The organism is Myxococcales bacterium (assembly GCA_022184915.1).
In the GTDB taxonomy this organism is placed as follows: domain Bacteria; phylum Myxococcota_A; class Polyangia; order Fen-1088; family Fen-1088; genus JAGTJU01.
The window spans coordinates 287,957-308,350 of sequence record JAGTJU010000004.1 but is presented as its reverse complement, the minus strand read 5'-3'; the positions used below and the strand labels follow the sequence as shown (position 1 = coordinate 308,350).

Below are 20,394 nucleotides of genomic sequence, written 5' to 3'. Positions count from 1 at the left end.
GAGTCTGTGATGCGTGCCATGGTCATTGACGACTCCCGCGCCATGCGAAAGATGCTTCGAGATTTCCTCGAAAAGCTTGGCATCCTGGTGGTAGCCGAGGCAGGCAATGGCAAGGAAGCCTTGACTGTTTTCCAGGATTCTTTGCCACTCGATCTCGCCCTGGTCGATTGGAACATGCCCGAGATGAACGGGTACGAGTTTCTCAAGCAGGTGCGAGAGAACCCCGCTCACCGCCGTGTACGAATGATGATGGTCACCACCGAGGGAGAGGCCGCAAACATTCTCGCCGCTCTCGACGCGGGAGCAGACGAGTACCTCATCAAGCCCTTCTGCCGCGAGGCTTTTCGCGAGAAGCTCGCTCTCATGGGCATCGTGGACGCCGCTTCATGAGCCTCCGCATCTTGGTCGTCGACGACTCTGCGGTGGTAAGGCGGGTCCTCACCGACGAACTGAACACCGAGCCTGCCATCTTGGAGGTGGCGACTGCCGTAGACGGCGCACAAGCCCTACAGCGTCTTACGTCTTTTCCTGCCAACATCATAATCCTCGATCTCGAAATGCCCGTGATGGATGGCTTCGGTTTCCTTCGCGAGCTGAGGCGACGCGGAGTCCGGACGCCAGTCATCGTCTTTTCGACGCTGAGCGAGCGCGGCGCCCGCGCCACACTCGACGCCCTCACGCTGGGTGCCACTGACTATGTATGCAAGCCCACGGCGTTGACGCCGTCCTCGCCCAAGTCGGGCGTGCAGGCGATCATCAAAGATGTTCTCATGCCCAAGATCATCGCCCTGTCGTCGCGGGCCGCAGCTCTTGGCGACGGTCCCACGGGCGAGTCGCCCCGGCCCTTCACGCCGGCCGGTCTTCCCATCCTGCGTCGGTACGTTCCCACGCAGGTGCAGCTCGTGGTGATAGGCGTCTCCACGGGCGGCCCCACCGCTCTTTCTCAGGTGATCCCGGCGCTGCCAGCGGGGTATCCGGTCCCCGTCGTGATCGTGCAGCACATGCCTGCAGCGTTCACCCGCATGTTGGCCGCGCGGCTCGAGGCGCGAAGCAACATGCCCGTTCGAGAAGCCCAACACGCCGAGACACTGAAAAACGGTCAGGTTTACCTGGCACCCGGCGACCATCACGTCACCCTGTCGTCTGACCCCCACGTGGGTCACAGGCTGCATCTCGATCAGAGCCCACCTGAAAACGGATGTCGACCCTCGGTGGATCCCCTGCTCCGCACGGCGGCCCGCAGCCTCGGCGCCGGCGTGCTGGCGGTCATCATGACGGGACTCGGTTCGGACGGAACCAGGGGCGCGGACGCCCTGGTGGCCACGGGCGGCTCCGTGTGGGTCCAGGACGAGAAGAGTTCGGCCGTGTGGGGCATGCCGGGCTCCGTCGTGCGCGCAGGCCTTGCCTCGCGCATCCTGCCCCTCGAGCACATCGCACCCGAGCTGATCCGTGCGGTGAACAGCGCGCCGGCCCGCACGCAAGCGGCCACCGGGGAGCCACGGCCATGAGCCTCCTGCGCACGGACTTCGACTTCGTCCGCGAGCTCGTTCGCAAGAGAACCGGGATCGTGCTCGACGAACGCCAAAGCTACCTCGCGGACTCCCGGTTGGGCCCCATCGCCCGCCAGTTGGGCATCGAAGACATGGCAGAGCTGGTCAGACGGTCTCGCCTTTCGCCCGAAGGCAACGAGGCGCGCTCCCTCGTGGAAGCCATGACCACGAACGAGACGAGCTTTTTCCGCGACCTTCATCCCTTCGAGACGCTTCGCACGCAGATCCTTCCCGAGCTCATGGAGAAGCGTCGCAGCGAAAAGCGCATCAACATCTGGTGCGCCGCCTGCTCGACCGGCCAGGAACCCTACAGCATCGCCATGATGTTGCACGAGCATTTCGGTGGGCTATCGGATTGGCGCTTTCAGATCACGGCGACAGACATCTCAACCCCTGTACTTGAACGGGCGCGCGAGGGCCTCTTCAATCAGCTCGAAGCAGGGCGCGGTCTGCCTGCGGTCCTGCTCGTGAAGCACTTCCAACGGGAAGGTGCCCAGTGGCGCATCAAGAGTAACTTTCGCTCGGCCATCGACTGGCGGCACCTCAACCTCGTCGAGGCGTGGCCTTCATTCCCAATGTTCGACGTCATCTTCATTCGCAACGTCCTCATCTACTTCAGCCCTGAAACCCGAAAGTCAATCGTAGATAGGCTCGCGCGACAACTCCGAAGAGACGGCAGCGTGTTCCTGGGTTCCTCCGAATCCCTCATCGGCGTCACAGACTCACTCACAGGGGTGCAAGTCGGCCGAAGCACAGTTTTCCGACACCATCAGAGCGAGAAGTGATCCTGCCATGAATCCAAACGCTATCGAGACCCATCTCATCGACGTTGTGGCCCTCATTTGCAGCTCGTTCGGCCTCACGGCCGGAGAGCCGTCGGCGGCAGTGCCTTCGGGTGCCTGCCTGCGGAGCCGGGTCCATCTGGACGGAACCTTCTCGGGAGATGTGGCTATCCGGTGCTCGCCTCTCCTGGCACGTCGCGTGGCGAGTTCCATGTTCGGCTCCGTCGCGGATGAGGTCAGTGATGCCGATGCTCAAGACGCTACCAACGAGCTCGCCAACATGATCGCTGGAAACCTCAAATCTGCGCTGGGCGAGACCCTCAACCTATCGATCCCGGATGTCCCAAATCCCGGGGAGTCTGGGATCTACGCTGCGATGGGACCGCTTGCGCTCGTCACCATCCCCATCGAGGACGGCAGCATCACGGCCGCCGTCCTTCGTCGCCAACTCAGCGACTTCTGACCCGATCGGCAAGCCCGGTCGCCAAACGCGCCAGCTGGTCATCCTCGATGTTGAGGAGCGACCGCCCAATCATGATGAGTGTCTCCGTATCGTCCGTGTCGGTCTTTCCCACGTATAGACCCATCTTTTTTGCCACGGCATTGGCGAATCGAACCAGGTTGGCGACAGAGTTTCGTTCGCCAGAGTCGTAGTCGCCACAGTCCGCAATGGCTTTGACGGCCGCCTCGGGTACGGCCCACTTTTTCGCAACGGCCACACCGACATTGCGGTGGCTGCGCTGCAAGGTCTCGACCCACACGGTTGAATCGATCCACTCCTTGCTCGATCGGCTGGCCATCATGTTTTCCGCCTCGAGGAGCAGCATGGCCAGCACGGGCTTGCCAACGTCATGCAGAAGTCCTGCAAGGTACGCGTCCTCGGGCTCCGCAACACCCACCACGACGGCCAGATCGCGAGACAGCAGCGCAACGGCCACTGAGTGCTCCCACAGACCTCGCGTGGCATCCGCGATACGGCTATCACGCGATTCGAGGATGGGGCGGGCGGCGGCCTCCATCATCACAGTCTTGAGCTTGTTCGCACCCAGATGGGTGACCGCGTGGTGTATGTTGGTGATCGGTTGCCGGGCGCCGAACGCTGCGCTATTGGCTGTGCGTAGGATCCTCACGGCCAAGATGGGGTCCGTTTCGATGAGATCCGTCACCTTTTTTGAGCTAAAGTCGTTCTTTCTCAGAAGCTCGAGACACTTCGTCGCAACGGCAGGAAGCGCCGGAAGCGCAAGCCGGTCTTGCTCGATGCGGGCAAGAGCGATCTGTTCGAGTTGAGCGGCTACGCGGGCAGCCGTCCCTGATTCAGCAGGCTGTGCTTGCGACATGGCGACCGTCAGGCCTCCGTGCTAGCTCGCGCTTCCGCGAGCGTCTGAAAGATGGGGACCCCCGCTGTCTCCTCGAAGGCACGCAAACTTTTTGCGAGCTCGGCGGAGCAGACGATGCAAACGGAAAGGCCGACCTTTTTCGATTGTTCTATCAGTTCTCCAATCACCTGCATGCCTCGGGTTACGTCCTGTGGCATCTTGTTCGTGTCCAGAATTACAGTTTCGAAGCAAGCCTCGGCGATTTCGGGTATGGAGTCCTTGACCAGGCGCCGCACCCGCAGGAAGTAGCGGTCAATCCTGTCTTCCTTACCGGCAAAGCCAGCGACCGTCAGCACGTTTTCTTCACGCGCGACCAGATCCTGCCCATCGAAGAACCTCCCCAGCATTTCTTCAACGGCCTCGGCCGTGAAGGGTTTCGGCAAAAGGTCGTCGAAGCCCTCGTCCTTGACCTCTTGGGCCAGGTTGTTCGAGCTTTTGAGGGCCATGGCAAAGCAGGCCGTACCAGGCTGGAGCACCCTCACCTGCTTGAGCAGGGCTGAACCTTGGACGTCGGGCAGCTCTCGATCAACGAGAATGAGGCGAAACGTCTTTTCGCGACAGAGTTTGAGGCCTGCTTGCCCGTTGAGTGCCGAAGACACGGAGTAGTGGGGAGGAATCAGAGTCCTCAGCTTTTTGGGCACGTTCTCCATGTCATCGATGACCAGGATGTCACCGAACTGCCGCGCCCCTGCCTCGGGGGGTGTCGAAGAGACACCCATCGCCTCCTGCTCCGAAGCCGACACGCCGTGACTTGCAGACGACTGGGCACTCGTCAGCTGCGACAAGATCCCAGGATCTTTTTGCTTGAGCACACGGATGATTTTGGTCTTGAGCTCGTCGTTCTTGAACGGCTTGAGGATGTAGTCCTCGATTTTGAGCTTCATCACCTCGGCGATGATGGATCTCTTCGATTCCGAGGTCAGCATGAGAACGGGCGTCGTGTTCCCCTGCTCGCGCATTTTTGCCAACATCCCGGGACCATCAAGGTTCGGCATGGTCACGTCCAGTACGACCATGGCGTATTCCATCTCTTCGAGGCGATTTAGCCCCTGCAGTCCGTCTTCGGCTTCATCGACCTCGAAGCCCATCTCCGCGACCACCCTCGAGACGATCATGCGGATGGCGCGGCTGTCATCAACGGTCAGGATACACGGCATGAGTTCTTCCTTCAGTACGTTCCACTGGCGATCATGAGAGTCAAAGCAAGCGCACCGGAAGCCATCCCCACGCGCTTGTCGGGCACACGCAATCGGTCGTCGAGCTTGTCTGCCGAGATGATGCGCGGTAATCCTAGGGCCTGGTCGAGACTCATAGCGGTCTTCACCTGGCCAGCGACCATGTTCAGGATCTCTCGAATGGTATCTTCGATGAGGGCCCTGTCGAGAGTGGCCGGTGGGCACTGCAGCATCCCGGAGGCCAGGGCGCGACAGCCCGCCTCGTCGCTGACGAGCCCCACCGTGATGGGCCGTCCGCCCGAGATCGGCAGCGTGGCGATCAGCCACGGCGCTGGGTCGACGTGACTTGCCAGGGAGAAGGCCACGCCACAAATCGAGCTTGTGACCTCTGAGACCAGCGACACGAGTTTTCTCTCGTCGAGAGACGAGACGCTGAGCGGTGGGCTCATGGGATTTCCTCGAACGGCGCGAACGACTTGGGGCTACTTCCGCTGCGCATTCAGGCTGCCTTCTGGAAGGTCGAAACCGCCGTTTTGAGGTCCGAGGAGATCGACGCCAGCGACTGGGCGGCTGCATTGGCCGACTGGCTACCGTCTGCAACCTGTACGGCCACGGACGCGAATCCTTCGATTTCGTTGGCTATCAAGCTGGCGGCATCGGCCAGTTGCGACACGTTGCGACCGATGTCGGCGGTGGCTGCAGACTGCTGTTCGACAGCAGCCGCGATCGACGTCGAGGCGTCGCTCACCTCGCCGATGACCCGCTCGATGCGTTCGATGGCCGACACGGCGGCGTTCACGCTGTCCTGCATGGACGCGACCCGACGGGCAATGTCTTCGGTCGATTCGGCGGTCTGCCGCGCGAGTTCCTTGACTTCCGATGCCACCACGGCGAAGCCTTTGCCCGCCTCACCCGCACGCGCCGCCTCGATGGTGGCGTTGAGAGCCAAAAGGTTTGTTTGTTCCGTGATCTCGTTGATCGCGGCCATGATGACACCGATCTCCTGTCCGCTTTTGCCCAGCTTCGAGATCGTGGCGGCGGCCTCTTTCGTCACGGCCGTGGCGTGGTGAACGATGGTGGAGGCCCGGGCCGCACTACGAGCGACTTCACGAATGCTGGCCTCGAGCTGCGAGGTGCCCTCGGCGGCTGTTTGAACGTTGCCGCGCATCTGGGAGGCCGAGGCCGACGCCGTTTGAGCGGAATCAGACACGGAGCCTGCGTTCCGGGCCAGGACTTCACTGGCAGTACGGATGCGTTCCGAGATGTCGTCGAGGGAGGAAAGTCCGGTACCGATCGCGCCCACCACCGACTGTACTTGGCCCATGAAATCGTTGAGGCTCTCGACCGCCGTGCCTACCTCGTCCGAGAACTCGGAGGAGACGCGCCTCTTCAGGTTCTTGGGAGCCGACGACAGGTCTTGGACCGCGTCTTTAAGCCCCTGCACTTGGCGAAGCGTGTAGGCCACGCCGAAGACCAGGACGACCGCCCCGATGAGCCCTCCCAGAATGACGAGGGCCGCAGCACCGGCTTGCGCCGTCCCACTGGCTTGGCCCTTGGCCACAAGCACACAAGCGATGCCCCCCGCCAGCGTGGGTACACCCCCTCCCCCCACCGCCGCCGCTACAAGTTTTCGCGAGATGCTCACGTTTGTGTTCATCGGATCGGCCTGTCACCGCCTTGAGGCGATATGACGAGTGTCGGAACGGCGGCCGCGCGACTTTACAAGCGGAAAGGGTCCTCGAGACCTCGAAGGGCGCCCGTCCGTGAGCATGAGGGGCCTGGCGCCTTGACATCAACGAGGGACAAAAGGTGCCGCGCGCGTCCGCGGGGCCTAGCCGGAGGCCGTCTGCACGGACGACGCGGCCTCGCAGACCGCGTGGTCCAGTCGCGCGCGCAGGTCCGCACGTGTTTCCTGTCGGAGGACCTGCGCTTTTTGGACCTCCTCTTCGCAAGAGGCAACGTAGGACGCTAATTCGAACGCCCCCAGCGCGAGCAGGCTACCCTTGAGGGTGTGCAGCGCGCGACGAAGCGATTGCACGTCGGAAGCACCTTCTATGGCGGCCCAGTAGGTGGGCACACTTCCAAGAAAGCACGTGAGGACTTCACGGGCGCCGTCTTCGTCGCCGTCCAGGGTTCTCGTCAAGAACGCCAAGCTTACGTCAGGCTTCGCAGGTTGCATCGCGCACACCGTCCCGTCTCTGCATCGACAGGTCCCACCCGGGCCTTGACGAGAGCCCTCAAGCACGGCGGGAGGCATGTCGATACCAGCGATGTGCCTGCTGCATCCGCCTCCGTCCTGCTTGCGGAAGACGATCCGGCTTCCGCCAAGTTGCTCGAAATCATCCTGCTCAATGCCGGGATGGAGGTCGTCCGGGTTGAAGACGGAGAGGCGGCCCTGGCCACTCTGGCCCGCCGGTCCTTCGACGTGCTCGTGACCGACTGGATGATGCCGAAGATGGACGGCATCGAGCTTTGCCGGAGAGTCCGTGCAGAGGTTCCGGAACACCCGGCCCTCATCATGCTCACGGCGCTGGCCAGTCCCGAAGCCCGCTCCCACGCGCTGGGTTCGGGGGCAGACGACTTTCTGGGCAAACCCGCCGCACCCAAAGCCGTGGTAGAGGCCGTTCGTGGCGCCATCGCGCGGCGGCTCCAACCAACTCCCACATCAACGCACGCGCCGGCGCCAACGGTCGTTCGGCACGTGCCGTTCGTTTCGCTCGGAATCGCAGGCAGCACGGGAGGTCCCGCGGTTCTGGGCTTGCTTCTTCCTCGATTGTCCCTGGGCGATAACGTGTGTGCCTTCGTGGTCCAACACGGGCCCGCCTGGATGCTGGAAGACCTCGTCAAGCGGCTCAGTGACCAATGCTCTGTCCCCGTGTCGTTGGGGCGCACGGGCCTCGTACCTTCCGGAAACCAGATCATCGTGGCCCCCGGCGACCACCACATGGTGTTGGACCGCACCCCCCTGGGTATCCGCCTCCTGAGCACAGCCCCGGAGAACTACGTGCGGCCGGCGGCAGATCCTCTCTTCAGAAGTCTCGCGGCCTGTAGTGGTCGCTTCACCTTGGCCGTGGTTCTTACGGGCCTGGGACGCGACGGGGGGCTCGGCACAGTGGCCATTCGCGATGCCGGCGGCTCAGTCTTGATCCAGGCGCGGTCGACCTGCGTCGCCCCCCACATGCCCCAAACCGTGGTCGATCTGTCGCTCCCACACGAGGAGATTCCCGTTGACGGCCTCGCGCCCCGCATCTCGGCGCGCGTCGAGAGCTTGTCGCGGCAGCTTGGCAAGACGCCAAAGCATGCCAGCGCCGTTTAGACCCTAGCGCATCACCCGCACCTCAACGGGAGGCTCGTTGGGAACCGGCAGTACCACCAGGAAGCCCGCCGCCCCAGAGAACAGAGGAACCGCCCGCCGCGGAGGGCTGTTGCGCACATCGATACCGCGCGACTTGAGCGCATTGACGGCATACGCGCACACCATGTTCACGAGCTCGTCGAGCGCGTCGTGGGCGATGAGTTCCGGAGGACCGAAGTCGGGGAGCAACGCATTCGCCAGCTGAATGCTCAGGCTGGGCGGTAGCGACAACCACAATCCCAAGCGCTCCTGTCCCGTAAATTCGATCCCCGTGGTGATGTAGGGCGGGCAAGGCCCCGGATCCAACGGCTCCCAGGGCACCAGCTTCGTTCGAATCTGGCCGACGCGCATGAGCATGCGCTGTACACACGTGACGAGCTCTTCTGTGGCCACGGCGAGACTACCAACGACGGGGGGAGCGCTGTTTGGCATGGAGGAACTTTCGAAATCGGCCACGACGCTTGCGAGGAGGTTTGGCGTGATCGCGCCGACCCGCACCAGCGCCTCGCCAAGCCGGACGTGGGTCGTTCGTTGGTGATCGAGAGCGCGCGCGACTTGCTTGGCCGTCAGGTGCCCCAACTTCACGGCCACTTCACCAAACGGGCTATCCTGGGAGCGCTGGGCGAGGGTCACTTGTTGAACGGCCTGCGGCGCCATGAATCCAAGCGACACCGCGCACTCGCCCAGGCGAAGGTTCTCCGCCTGTTGAAGGGCAAGGGCCTCGCGGAGCTGGGAAGCGGTGATGAAGCCGAGTTCAATCAGGTAGTCGCCGAGATAAACGGGTACCTTGCCGGCCTCGCTCCGCGCCCTTGCTTCCATGACACACATCATCGGCGGAACACCGGGACGGACATTATCCACACTGCGTCATCGACCAAGATCTCGGCCTGACCGAAGCGGGGGGGCGGTGGGCTAAAGGCCTTGGGGAACCATGACGAACTCTTTTGTCATGAAGGACGAAAGTGGCAAACCGGTCGTCCTGTGCGTGTGTGCGGAGACCCGCCTTTTGGTGCAGGCAGCCCAACAACTCCGGGCGGCCACCGCTGTCGAGGTGGCCGCCACCCCGGACGACGGCCTTGCGCGCATGGCACGCGGCGGGCTGGCGGTCTGTTTGGCCATGGGCTCGGTGGCCACACCTGACTTCGTGGCAAAGCTGCACGGCGCTGCGGCTGCGGTGCCCATCCTCCTGTTGGGCGTAAGCGACGCCTCGCTCGAGACGGCATCGGGCGTGTTCGCATGCCTGGATGCCAGCACGTCAGCAAGCGACTTGGTGACCACCGTGCTGGTGGCGGCCGAATCGGGCCCCCCCACCTTGCCCGCCAAAGCCCCGCCCAAAGTGGCGCGTACACAAACCACGGCGGCCGTCGAGGACATCCCACCGCCCCCACCGCCCCCGCGTGACAGCCGCATGGTGCCTCTTCCCGAAGCCGCTTTCGGCGCGGCCTGGGCGCTGGTGCGGCTGATGTTGCACATGGATCCCATCATGGCGCGGCGGTGCATGAAGCAAGCGCGCCACGTACAGGAGATCCTCAAAGCGGTGCAGTCGTTCCCCACCTGGCCCGGCGAGGTGGCGGCGCTCTCGCGCGAGCTGGGACGCGCTTCGCTCGGGCCCGGGGTCAGAGAAAAACTAGACCGCAACCAGGTGCTCGGGCCCCATGAAAAGCTTGCGGTGGAAGCCGCGCCTGCGACGACCCATGAAATCGTCAAGCGGCTCCCAGGGGGGGAAGAGGTGATGGCGATCCTGGAACAGTTCCCGCTGCGCTTCGACGGCAGGGGCGCTCCCGGGGCCAAACACACCGCCGAGCGCATTGCGGCGGGGGCCCGCGCGTTGAAGCTGGCCGTGGACTACGAGGCCTTGCAGGGGCGCGGGATGACCCACGCGGAGATCATGGAAGACCTCCGGAAGGACGAGGGCCGCTATGACCCCCGGATGTTGGGGGCCGTGGACGAGATCGAAACGCCTCCGCCTCCCGAGGGGGTAGGCGATGCGGCCGTCAATTGCGGGCAGCTGAAGGTGGGCATGGTCTTGGAAGAGCCCCTCCTGGGCACCGACGGGGCCACGATCATGGCCGAGGGGACGCGGCTTTCCGAGAGCGATGTGAGCCGCATCGGCGAGCTGGCGAAGAGCCGCCGGATCCGTGAGAAGGTGCTGGTTCGCCTGAGCGCCTGAAGGCGTTTCAATCCGAGACAACCAGGCTCGGAACCCGTAGAATCCGCCGCCTGGCCGGGGTGGCGAAATGGTATACGCGGGGGACTTAAAATCCCTTGTCGAAAGGCTTGCGGGTTCGAGTCCCGCCCCCGGCACTGGCCGCCCATGACGGAAGACCCCATCGCCGCTCCCTGTGACGGCCCCTTCGTCGGGCGCCGGCGCGAGTGGGAAAGACTCGCGGCGCTGCTGACGGACGCCGCGCTGGTGACGGTTCTCGGCGGCCCGGGCATGGGCAAAAGCCGGTTTTTGCGCGAATTCCTCGGCCACTGGCAAGGCCTCATGGCGGGCCGTCGTGTGGTCTGCCTCGATGCCGCCCTCAGCCCCACCTCTGCAGCACTCCGGCGCGCCGTTCGTGAAGCTCTGGCCAGCTTCCCGGCGGCCCTGCCCTCTTGTGAACAGCCACCGAACAATGTCCTGCTGCTGGATCACTTCGACGACTTCGCAACCGAGGCCCACGAGCTCCTGAGGCCCTGCCTCAACCAAAACGTGTGCGTGCTCGTCGCTTCACGCGTTCGGCTGCACCTCAAAGCCGAAGCGATCATCGACATGCCGCCCCTGGACACGCAGGGCAGCGCCTCCGAACTCAGTGAGGCCGCTCAGCTCTTGCGCGCGCGTGCCACCCTCGTCAACGCCGACGCTTTGGACCCGCGCCACGCCGAAGACCTCCAGGCCCTCGCCTGCCTGCTGGACGGAGTGCCCTTGGCGCTCGTCATCGCCGCCGAAGGCACACGCGTGCTAACCCCGGCCGAGCTTCGGGAACGATTGAGCCACCCGCACGACCTGCGCTCCGTGGCCCGGGACGTCGACCCGCGCCACGAAAGCCTCTTCTCGGCCGTGGGTCCCGCGCTCGCGGGCCTCGACGAGGACGAACGCACGGCTTTGTGCCTGTTGAGCGTCTTCGAAGGTCCGTTCTCGCTCGCGCACGCCGAAGCCGTGCTCACACCCCTCCAGGCTGCGTTGCCAAGGATCAAGGACGTGGCCGAGCTCTTGACGAAGGCGCTCGACACGTCGCTGCTTCACCTTGTATCAACGCCTCGCGAGCGTCTGTTTTCCATGCTCTATCCCGTGCGCTCCTACGCGAAGCTGCACGCGGATCCGACCCTCGTGCCTGCCGTGAGGGAGTCGCTTGCTCGTTTGGCGCTCTCGTGGTGCGCAGACTGGGACCACCAACACGACGCAGAGGCCCTGGAGTCGATCCCCCGGGTCGAACCGCACCTCGACGTGGTGCTCGCCTGGGCACTCGAGAAAGGACAGTGCCAGGCGGCGTGCGCGTTCGCGCAGGCCTTGGCGCGCCTCTTCGTGCTCCGCAGGTCCATCGATGCCGCTGACGAGATCGTGGCGCGCGTGCTCGAAGCATTTGCCGGCCAAGCCCCAGAAGAGCCCGCGCTCGTACGCTTGGCGATCCTGCGCGCGCGCCACCTCATGGTCTTCGATCGACTCGACGAAGGGCAAAACGCGTATCTAGACGCCCTGGCATCGAGCCCTGCGGCCGCCGAGCTCCCCGAAGCGGCGATGGTCGAAGCGCTCATCGCCCGCCGCCGCGGCGATCTCGTGGCCGCACGGCAGGCGTACGAGCGCGCACGGCGGTGCGGACCCGCGCACGCGTCTTTTGCCCTTTCGGGAACGGTCAAGGCGGAGATCGCATCGTTCTTCATGGAAGTGGGTTTGCACGAAGACGCGCGACGGCTGTTCGAGGACGCCATCGGATCGATGCAGAGACAGGGGGACGTCATCGGCGAGGGGCAAGCCCGAACCAATCTGGCCCTTCTCGATCAAGCCGAGGGCCGCTTCATCGAGGCGGGGCGAAGCCTGAAAGACGCCCTCGCCCTGCACAAAGCCTCGGGTCACCAGCGCTTCGAGGGCATCGCGCTTGGCGACCTGGCAGGGCTTGCCTTCGAGCAAGGCCACCTGAAGGCCGCGCTGCCCCTTTATGCCGAGGCCATTCCCCGCTTGGAGCGTGCCGGTCACCAGGTCCTGGCTGCGCTCGTGCGCATGGCCGAAGAGGCCTGCGCGGCCCTGTCCGGCTCTCCTGCGCCCCCACGGGCGCGCACGGATGTGCTGGAAGGAAGTCCCTACGAACCCGCCGCGTGGGTGTACCGCGCCCTGCTCCCGGCAGCGCATGACCCCGCCGGCTTCCCCCGCGTTCTCAGCGAGGCCGTCGCACGCCTGCGCAGCGAGCCCCGCCTTGCGAGTCAGGACGAGCTTCGCTTGGCCTTGCGGATCGCAGAGGGCTACCTCGCGCCTTCCGTTCTCGTGCTGCAGCCGGGCGCCGAAGCGTACCGCGTGGGCGATGGCGTATGGCACGACCTCAGGCGACGCCCCTTGCTCGGCCGCTTGCTCCTGACCCTCGTGAACTTTCGGCTTGCCGTGGGGGCGGGGAGTCTCGATCGCCTGGCGCTCGTCGAGGCCGGCTGGCCGGGTGAGAGGATTCGGCCCGAGGCCGCTTCGAACCGGCTGTACGTGGCGCTGACCGAACTGCGCAAGCGCGACCTGGAAGACGTCATTTGCCGCGACGGCGAGGGATACCAGCTGGCGCCTCGCGTACGGGTGCGCCTCTTGCCCGGCGTGCCCTGAGCGATCTCGAAGGCAAACGCCCGGAGGTTCTCCGAGGCCCTGCCCATGGGCATTCGGTGCGTTCATGTCTCTGGCATACGTCGCTTGCGAGCCTGCCAGGCCACCACACCACATACCGCAAGCGCCAAACCCGCCGCGCCAAAGCGTCCGAGGGCAGGAACCGGTGCGGGCACGGGTGCCACGACCCGGATCGCGCCTCTCATCACGGGATGAAAGCCGCAGACGTACCCGAACGTGCCGGGCGTCGAGAACGTGACGACCCCCTCATCGTGCTGCGCGATCGGGTTCGGCAGGTCGCCTCCTTCGGCGTCCAAAGGGTGGGCGCCGAAGCTACCCACCCAGCGCACCTGCTGCCCCACCATCACCCTCATGCAGCGCTCGGGGTTGGTTTGAATGGAGAACCCCCAGGTCAGCGAGCGCTCGGCGTTCGCCACCGTACGATCGAGAAAGTCGCCCGCCGCGCAATCGTTGACAGGCCCCTGCCCCTGCGCGGGAGCCGCAGCCAACATCAGCAGCAAAGCGGCTCCGCCCCTGCTCAACGATCCCGCGGCGTATTTTCGTCGGCTCATGGAACCATTACAGGCCGCCTGCATGAAGCCGGCAGCGACAAGTGTGCAACAGGAGGAAGGCAGCCCGCCCGCCGTGGCGGCTCGATCATGCCACCGGGGTGGACCGGACGAGGCCGTCGTGGTGAACACTGGGGGCGCTCGGCTCGGTGGAGGTTGCGGGTAGCTCGTTGTGACCGAGCAGAGCGCGGCGCGTGCGTGCGTAGTTGGGCAATTCCTCTCGGCTGGCCTGGCCGAAGAGCGGTGACGTCACGAGACAGTCTGCCGAGGCACGGTTCGAAGCCACCGGGATGTTGTAGACCACAGCCAACCTCAACAGAGCCTTCACGTCAGGATCGTGGGGCTGGGCCGCGAGGGGATCCCAGAAGAAGATCAGCGCATGCACGCGCTCTTCCGTGATGGCGGCGCCGATCTGTTGATCGCCGCCGAGAGGCCCGCTTTGTAGCGTGGCCACGGGAAGGCCTGTGGCATGGGCCAAAAGGCGCCCCGTAGTGCCGGTTGCCACGAGATGATGGCGCGACAGCTTGCCGCGATGGTTCTTGACCCATTCGACCAGCGCCTCTTTGCAGTGATCGTGGGCCACCAGCGCGATGTTCTTTTGCGCGGGGAGCTCCCGGATCACCGTGTCTGGACCGTCGGGCGAAAATAGGAGAGGTCGGGATGAAATCATCGTTTGCACGGACGATAACAGCCCGATCCCCCAACCGTGGGTCAGTTTCATGACATTTCATCACCCAAACCCACCCGGGTCGGGGGCCAGGCGCAAGCAAGCGCGCAAGCCGGCGGGCTCGATGTTGTCGAGCTGCACGTCACCTCCGTGCAGTTCCGCCACCTCCTTCACGAAGTTCAAGCCGAGGCCCGTGCTCTTTTTTCCTGTGTCGGGCCGCTCGAGCGAGAAGAACTTTTCGAACACGCGGTCGCGGGCAAAACTGGGAATGCCAGATCCCTGATCGGTCACGGTGACGAACACGGCGCCCTCTCGCTGTTCTTCAGACGGGGACAAGGACAGGGACAGCGTGATGCGCCCTCCCCGAGGGCTAAAGTCGACCGCGTTCTGTAACAGATTGCAGAGCGCCAGGTGAAGCAACATCGGATCTCCGCGGACGCAGACATCTCGAGGGATCTCGAGGTCGAGCGTGAGCCCCTTGGCCTCGAGCTGCCCCACCACCACCTCGCTCGTCGTGCGCGCGAGCGCTCCCAGGTCCACGCGTTCGCGCGTCGTGAGCGCCCGGCGCGCCTCCAATTCCGTCAACCGCAACATGCGGTCTACCAGCTCCTGGATCCGCCGCGTTTCGGTTTGGATATTGTCGAGGAAGCGGGCACGCGTTTGCCGTGGCAGGTCTTCCCCTTCGAGGATCTCGGCCGCACCCCGGATGGCCGAAAGCGGGCTCTTGATCTCGTGGGTCAGCGCCGTGATGTAGTTTTCCACATAAGCCTGGCCTGCGAGCGCCTCGCGCATCTTCTCGAAGGCGCGCCCCATCGTCAAAAGCTCGGTCCGCGCGAGCTTCGGAAACGGCACACGAAGGCCCGCCCGCACGTCGTTTGCGTAGCGGGTCAACCGACGCACCTGCTGCGTCACCCACAAGGACACGGCCAGCCCCAACACCACAGCGACCAGCAAGGCCAAAAGGCCAATCTTGATGATGCGAGGGCGTGTCGCGCGCACGAAGCTGGCGATGTTGTCGGTGGGCTTGATCACCGTCAGTACGCCCGCAAGCTGGCCGCGCACCCGGATCGGCGCTGCCACCATGAGCGCCGCCGGGGCCGTCGGATGATTGGGATCGCGCCGAATGCGCGCCCCATAGCCACCCTGTAACGTGCGGTAGACATCCCGCCAGTCGGAGTAGTCCTGGCCCACGGCCGCGGGATCGTCCGCATGGAAGGTCACCACGCCCCTGGCGTCCGTGATGTACATGCTGAGGTCCACCGTCTCCTTGCGCATCTGATAAATCTGCGCCGCCACCCTGCGCTCCCGCACGTCATCGAACACCCGTTGAAGATCTTCGGGCTGCAGCGCCTGACGCTCCAGGCTTTGCCCCACGATCGCGGCCAGCACGTTGGCCGTATCCACCAGAGGCTCCTCCGCGCTTTCGACGTAAGCCGTTCGCACGCGTCCCGCCACCTGCGCGATGGGATACGAAAAACAAAGCGCAAAGATGCCCAGGAAGGCAAAAAACAGGACCGTGCCGAGTTTCATAGATCGTCCCGCAAGGAGTAGCCGGTGCCTCGGTGGGTGACGATCGCCTCGACCTCGGGCCGCACGGCCCGCAGCTTGGCGCGGATGTTCTTGATGTGCACATCCACCGTGCGATCCAAGCTGGACTCGGGTTGCTCCCACACCAGGCTCATCAACTGCTCGCGCGAAAACACGTGCCCCGGCCGTTCGATGAAGCGTGCCAGGATCTCGAATTCGTAACGGGACAGCTCGAGCGCAACGCCCTGAAACGTGATCTGGCGCTTCGAAGCATTCAACGTGAAGGGCGCAGGGGCCGGCTGGGCCTTCGCGACCGCCGCGGGCTGCCGGGTGCGGCGCAACACGGCCTTGATCCGCGCCGTCAGTTCGCGCGGGCTGAAGGGCTTCGCCACGTAGTCGTCCGCGCCCATCTCCAGGCCCAGCACCCGATCCAGCTCGGAGGTACGCGCCGTCAGCAAGATGATGGGCGTGGTGTGCGTGCGGCGGATGATCTTCAACAACTCGAGGCCGTTGACGTCCGGCAAGCCGATGTCCAGCACCACCAGATCCACAGGACCCGCCTCGAGGATCGGCAACGCCGCCATGGCCGTGGCCACACGGGTGGCGGAAAAACCTTCACTTTCCAGAGCAAACTGGATGGTGTCGCTGATCGCGGGTTCATCCTCCACCACCAAAACGCGCGGCTTCACCATGCCACTTTACCTGCGGCCACGGCCCCACCGCAAACGCGAAAGCGCCCAGCCAAGGGTGGTCAAGACCACCGCCGTCGACGCCACCCACACGCCGTGTTCCCAGAACCCAGGGCTACGATGCGCCCGGCACAAGAGCGGTGCGAGCACGAGGATGCCTACATACCCGGCCAGGGGCATGAGCCGCGGCACCCGGGCCGAAAGCCGATGCGCCACCAGCGTCAGGACGCAAAGGAGGGAGGCATAGTAGATCACCGTTCCCAGCAAGCGGTGCGCCCGTTCGCGGGTCAAAAGATCACCGTAGATCTCGGCCTGGTAAAGGCGCGCGGCGAGGCTGATCCGGACGCCATTGGTGAACACCGTGGCCGCGAAGGAGATCCCCAAGCTGATCCCCACCCAGAGCAGCGCGCGTCGCCCCCACGCGCGCCGATCGTCTGCGCGTCTTGCAAACGCCGCCGAAAACGACAGCGACAAAACGACGAAGCAGATGATGAAAAAGTTCAACCCCGCACAGGCGGGCCCCACCACCAGGCGATCGGCGTGGCTAATGAAGCCCGCACCGCTTTCATGAACCAGTTCGACCCCGCCGAGCGTGCGGGCCAGCCAGCTCGACGGTGCCAAAACGAACAGAAGCTCGTCGGCACCGGCGCGGCTGTAGAAGGCCTTGAGCGCGTACGCGATGACCAGCGCGAGCAGCTGCGCCCCATGGCGCGCCCAGGCCGCCCCGACCCTGTCCCCGCCCCCCCCACGAAAGGGGACCGCGGACAGGGAGCCCCCCTCGGCCGCGGCGATCGTCACGCCACGCTCCGCCGGCGAAGGGTGACAAAGGCCAACACACCGGCGCCGAGCAACAGCAGCCCCAAGCCCGGCTCTGCCCCCGAACCGTAGCCGCCCCCCACGGCGAGATCCGACACGCCCGCCGGCATCGGCAAAGGCTGGTCGACGGAGCGAGCGGGAAGCCCCGGGTTGCGTATCGCTTCCAGGACGGCGATGAACGACGTGTAAGGCGTCAAGAGAGAATAGGCCAATCCAAGCCGCGTCACCTCTTGAACGCTGCTTTCCCCTTCGCCCTGAAAATTGAGGTCCGAAAGCCGTGCGATGCGCGTGCGCGCCCAGAGCAAAGGCAGAGCCCCGTGTTCCGGACGCGGCGGACTCGCCTCGACGGGGAACGACTTGTCGAAGGTCGCGCTTCCCGTGCGCCCCACCACCTGGATCCGCCCCTTGCGGTCGCCCCGCCATTTCCCGAAGACCACGAGCGGACGCTCGGCGAAGAGATCGGGCTGCACCTGCGGCTCGACATCGTAGACCTCGAAGCCCTCGTAGCGAATCTGAATCCCCGTCAAAACGGGCGTGGCAATGTAGCGGCGCAACCTGTCCGCTGCCGCAGCCGCCTCGCCAGGGCCAGTGACCACGAACGCCTCACCCTGTCCGGCGCGCGCCAGCCCCTCGATCAAATAGCGGTTCACGCTCGACCCAATGCCAAAGGTGAACACATTCGTCTCGTGCAGATTCTCTGCGATCAGGGCAAAAGCGCTGCGCTCCGCCTCGATGTATCCATCCGTCACGACCACGACCGAGCGCGAGACCTCTGCCCCGCGGGGCAGCTTCAAAGCCGTGCGCAAAGCCGCCTCGAGCTCGGTGCCCCCCCCACCCTGCTCGCGGTCCAACGTTGCCAGGGCGCTGGAGACGTTCTGCGACGTGGCCGGCAAGGATTGCGGAGCAAGCACGTGGGATCCCCCCGCGAACAAAATCACATTGAAGGAATCCTTGGGCCCGAGCCCCGCGAGAAGGCGCTTCATCAGGGTCTTCGCCGTATCGAGGGGAAACCCCGCCATGGATCCCGAAACATCCAGCACGAAGATGTACTCGCGCGGAGGGATGTCTGACGCCAGCACGCGGGCCGGAGGCTGTACGGTCAACAGAAAGAAGTTCTCCGTTTGCCCCTGGTAGAGCAGCAAGCCCCCCTCCACCGCACCCGCCGCCAGCCGGTAGTCCAGGATGAAATCGCGGTTGCCCGCGTCGCCCCGCAAGGACACCCGCGCAAGCGACGGATCATCCCACGCGATCTCGGGTTGATGGGAAGGCGAGCGAAGCGCGGCCAGCGGCATGCCGGTGGACACGTTGACCTGAATGTCGACCAACGCGGCCGACGGCGCCCCGGCGGGAAGATAGGGACTTTTCACCCAGCTGCTGTCAGCCTGGGACGCCTGGCTGCCGGCATAGCGCGGCCCCACCACGGTGGGGTACACGAACTGGTAGGTGCCCTCTTCGGGTACCAACAGCTCGCTGTAGCGCAGCTCGACCTCGACCCGATCGCCCGGCATGATGTTGGCCAGCGACATCGTGAACACATTCGGCCGCTCTTGATCGAGCAGCGAAGCACTTTTGCCCGCGGCCTTGGCTTCCGCGAACTCGGTTGCCGCCTGACTGCGCTCTTTGATGCGCGCCGTGACCATGCGATCGCCGATCTGAAAGCGCATACCGGAGACCGCGGCCCGGGTGGACCCCGGGAAAACGTACCGCGCGTGGAGCGGGTGCGCGCCCCGGTTTTGGTACACCTGGCTGACCGTCACCTCGGCAATGACGCCGGAGATGTTGGCCTGCACGCGGGTGGCCTCGAGCGGAAAGTTTTCGACATCCTCGGGCAGGGCTCCCTCGAGGAAAACATAAGGTGACAGCGTTCGGGAGGCTTGGTCTCCCCCGGCGCGCGCCGCCTGGGCGAGGCCCGGCACGCTCAGCAGCGCCAGGAGGACACATGCGGCACATGCGGCCGATGCAAGGAAGTGCGGGGATATTCGCGGAGACGGCGTTGGAAAGTCTCGGGGCACGTAAGGCATGGAAGGCTCCTTTTCGTTCCCAACCTGCGGGAACACCCCCACCGTAGGCCCGGCAGATGAAGCCCATGCGAAGGCCGCATGTGAAGTTCATGAAATTTCCATGCGGCCGCTCCGCGGGCCTGCCTTTGCCGGGCGCAGTTGGCCCGGCTATCGCACCACGGTCGGCCTCATCGGTGACGGTCGTGGCATGTTGCAAGCGCAGCCTCGTGGCGCACAGGAAACTTAGGCGCCACGTCAATTCGCGTCAAAGCTGTCCGGTATAGATGTTGATTGTTCTGGCCGCTGGCTTTTCCTGCATGTCGATCCTCGTGTAACCGCAGCTCCTTTTTCTCGCCTTTATCGGCCTTGACGGCTGCTTCCTGGGAACTTTCTTCCAAAGCAGTTGTCCCTAGGGTACCGCCTCGACTGCAGACTCGGCGAAAACCTCTGCAAAGGGAGATACGACTCAGCTCTATAAAGAGCGCGAGGCGTGATTGAAGAATGAAAACCACACCAATGGAGACATCGTGAGGAAGGATCGCTCATGATCGAGAAGTGGAAAGACACTCAGGCTTTCCGTTCAACCAGAAGAACGAATGTACTTTCGAAGGGAATGCAATGATTGACGCAGACACAACCGGTATTTCGAGAAGTTTGGAAACGCCTGAAAGCACGCTTCGCAAGTTCACTCAATATGTACGCGCTTGTGACCTTGATAACCTCGTGGCTCTGTACGAGCCCGATGCCGTTTTCAGCCCAGAGCCGGTTGTTACGGTGAAAGGGCACCAGGGCCTTCGTGCTGCCTTTGGAGAGCTTTTTGCGATAAAGCCAATTTTCGAACTCGTGAGCACCCAGGTCCAAGAATCGGGTGACCTAGCCCTTGCCGCGAATGATTGGACCCTGTCGGGAACGGCGCCTGATGGAACGCCAGTGAATAAGTCGGGGCGAAGCTCCGTGGTGCTACGGCGAAACCCGCAGGGTCAATGGCTCATCGCCATCGACAGGCCCTAGCAGGACTGTCGGGCGTGTAAGGGTAACAGCAGATCGAGCCTTACGACCCGCTGTTTGCTTGTTGTCCAACGACGGCTCTTCGTGGGCAACAGGCTGC

General features: G+C 64.3%; 20 protein-coding genes and 1 tRNA gene. 9 read left to right on the top strand and 12 right to left on the bottom strand.

The features are described from left to right. The first annotated feature begins 9 nt into the window (after nt 1-9). The 4 genes from KA712_16300 to KA712_16285 are packed head-to-tail and all read left to right on the top strand — an operon-like array spanning nt 10 to nt 2,795. Nucleotides 10-390: a response regulator gene (locus KA712_16300; GenBank protein ID MCG5054526.1), complete on the top strand. Its 381-nt coding sequence runs from the start codon at nt 10-12 to the stop codon at nt 388-390. Continuing rightward, the gene (locus KA712_16295) at nt 387-1,508 is read left to right on the top strand and encodes a chemotaxis response regulator protein-glutamate methylesterase (protein ID MCG5054525.1); all 1,122 of its coding nucleotides are present in this window, start codon (nt 387-389) and stop codon (nt 1,506-1,508) included. Before KA712_16300 ends, KA712_16295 begins: the two co-directional genes overlap by 4 nt. Further along, nucleotides 1,505-2,335, top strand: coding sequence for a protein-glutamate O-methyltransferase CheR (locus tag KA712_16290; protein ID MCG5054524.1), 831 nt, complete (start codon nt 1,505-1,507; stop codon nt 2,333-2,335). The genes KA712_16295 and KA712_16290 overlap by 4 nt, the downstream gene beginning before the upstream one ends. Before the next feature lie 7 nt (nt 2,336-2,342). Continuing rightward, on the top strand, nt 2,343-2,795 hold the full coding sequence (locus KA712_16285) for a chemotaxis protein CheX (GenBank protein ID MCG5054523.1): 453 nt from the start codon (nt 2,343-2,345) through the stop codon (nt 2,793-2,795). Here the strand turns inward: KA712_16285 and KA712_16280 are convergent. From KA712_16280 to KA712_16260, 5 genes are all read right to left on the bottom strand, one after another. Then, nucleotides 2,782-3,669, bottom strand: a complete 888-nt coding sequence (locus KA712_16280) for an HDOD domain-containing protein (GenBank protein MCG5054522.1) — start codon at nt 3,667-3,669, stop codon at nt 2,782-2,784. The genes KA712_16285 and KA712_16280 overlap by 14 nt on opposite strands. Before the next feature lie 8 nt (nt 3,670-3,677). Then, nucleotides 3,678-4,865 (bottom strand): response regulator, encoded by a 1,188-nt coding sequence (locus KA712_16275; protein ID MCG5054521.1) that lies wholly within the window; start codon nt 4,863-4,865, stop codon nt 3,678-3,680. A gap of 11 nt (nt 4,866-4,876) precedes the next feature. Beyond that, complete coding sequence (locus KA712_16270; GenBank protein ID MCG5054520.1) at nt 4,877-5,332, bottom strand: chemotaxis protein CheX; 456 nt, start codon at nt 5,330-5,332, stop codon at nt 4,877-4,879. Nucleotides 5,333-5,382: 50 nt separating this feature from the next. After that, nucleotides 5,383-6,540, bottom strand: a complete 1,158-nt coding sequence (locus KA712_16265; GenBank protein ID MCG5054519.1) for a hypothetical protein — start codon at nt 6,538-6,540, stop codon at nt 5,383-5,385. A 174-nt stretch (nt 6,541-6,714) separates the two neighbouring features. Continuing rightward, nucleotides 6,715-7,026 carry an Hpt domain-containing protein gene (locus tag KA712_16260; protein ID MCG5054518.1) on the bottom strand — a complete coding sequence of 104 codons (312 nt, stop codon included), beginning with the start codon at nt 7,024-7,026 and terminating at the stop codon, nt 6,715-6,717. Between the two features lie 129 nt (nt 7,027-7,155). Here KA712_16260 and KA712_16255 point away from each other — a divergent pair, with 129 nt between their 5' ends. Beyond that, nucleotides 7,156-8,199 (top strand): response regulator, encoded by a 1,044-nt coding sequence (locus KA712_16255; protein ID MCG5054517.1) that lies wholly within the window; start codon nt 7,156-7,158, stop codon nt 8,197-8,199. Between the two features lie 3 nt (nt 8,200-8,202). Here the strand turns inward: KA712_16255 and KA712_16250 are convergent, their stop codons facing one another. Then, nucleotides 8,203-9,057: a hypothetical protein gene (locus tag KA712_16250; protein MCG5054516.1), complete on the bottom strand. Its 855-nt coding sequence runs from the start codon at nt 9,055-9,057 to the stop codon at nt 8,203-8,205. A 112-nt stretch (nt 9,058-9,169) separates the two neighbouring features. On the opposite strand from KA712_16250, the gene KA712_16245 reads away from it, so the two are divergent. The 3 genes from KA712_16245 (at nt 9,170) to KA712_16235 (ending at nt 13,021) form a co-directional block, all read left to right on the top strand. Continuing rightward, entirely contained in the window at nt 9,170-10,408 is a 1,239-nt protein-coding gene (locus tag KA712_16245; protein ID MCG5054515.1) for a hypothetical protein, read from the top strand. Nucleotides 10,409-10,461: 53 nt separating this feature from the next. Further along, nucleotides 10,462-10,542, top strand: a tRNA-Leu gene (locus KA712_16240). A gap of 10 nt (nt 10,543-10,552) precedes the next feature. After that, nucleotides 10,553-13,021 carry a tetratricopeptide repeat protein gene (locus KA712_16235; protein ID MCG5054514.1) on the top strand — a complete coding sequence of 823 codons (2,469 nt, stop codon included), beginning with the start codon at nt 10,553-10,555 and terminating at the stop codon, nt 13,019-13,021. A gap of 62 nt (nt 13,022-13,083) precedes the next feature. Here KA712_16235 and KA712_16230 read toward each other — a convergent pair whose 3' ends face one another. The 6 genes from KA712_16230 to KA712_16205 all read right to left on the bottom strand — a co-directional run bounded on the left by KA712_16230 (nt 13,084) and on the right by KA712_16205 (nt 19,307). Further along, nucleotides 13,084-13,590: a hypothetical protein gene (locus KA712_16230; GenBank protein ID MCG5054513.1), complete on the bottom strand. Its 507-nt coding sequence runs from the start codon at nt 13,588-13,590 to the stop codon at nt 13,084-13,086. 85 nt (nt 13,591-13,675) lie between these two features. Continuing rightward, nucleotides 13,676-14,257, bottom strand: coding sequence for a methylglyoxal synthase (locus KA712_16225; protein MCG5054512.1), 582 nt, complete (start codon nt 14,255-14,257; stop codon nt 13,676-13,678). Between the two features lie 60 nt (nt 14,258-14,317). Next, nucleotides 14,318-15,784, bottom strand: a complete 1,467-nt coding sequence (gene creC / locus KA712_16220) for a two-component system sensor histidine kinase CreC (GenBank protein ID MCG5054511.1) — start codon at nt 15,782-15,784, stop codon at nt 14,318-14,320. Then, nucleotides 15,781-16,473: a two-component system response regulator CreB gene (gene creB, locus KA712_16215; GenBank protein MCG5054510.1), complete on the bottom strand. Its 693-nt coding sequence runs from the start codon at nt 16,471-16,473 to the stop codon at nt 15,781-15,783. The genes creC and creB overlap by 4 nt, the downstream gene beginning before the upstream one ends. A gap of 6 nt (nt 16,474-16,479) precedes the next feature. Then, nucleotides 16,480-17,268 (bottom strand): exosortase K, encoded by a 789-nt coding sequence (gene xrtK, locus KA712_16210; GenBank protein ID MCG5054509.1) that lies wholly within the window; start codon nt 17,266-17,268, stop codon nt 16,480-16,482. Next, on the bottom strand, nt 17,265-19,307 hold the full coding sequence (locus tag KA712_16205) for a VIT and VWA domain-containing protein (protein ID MCG5054508.1): 2,043 nt from the start codon (nt 19,305-19,307) through the stop codon (nt 17,265-17,267). The genes xrtK and KA712_16205 overlap by 4 nt, the downstream gene beginning before the upstream one ends. Before the next feature lie 534 nt (nt 19,308-19,841). Between KA712_16205 and KA712_16200 the strand changes: the two genes are divergently transcribed. Beyond that, nucleotides 19,842-20,297, top strand: a complete 456-nt coding sequence (locus KA712_16200; GenBank protein ID MCG5054507.1) for a DUF4440 domain-containing protein — start codon at nt 19,842-19,844, stop codon at nt 20,295-20,297. Nucleotides 20,298-20,394: the final 97 nt, after the last annotated feature.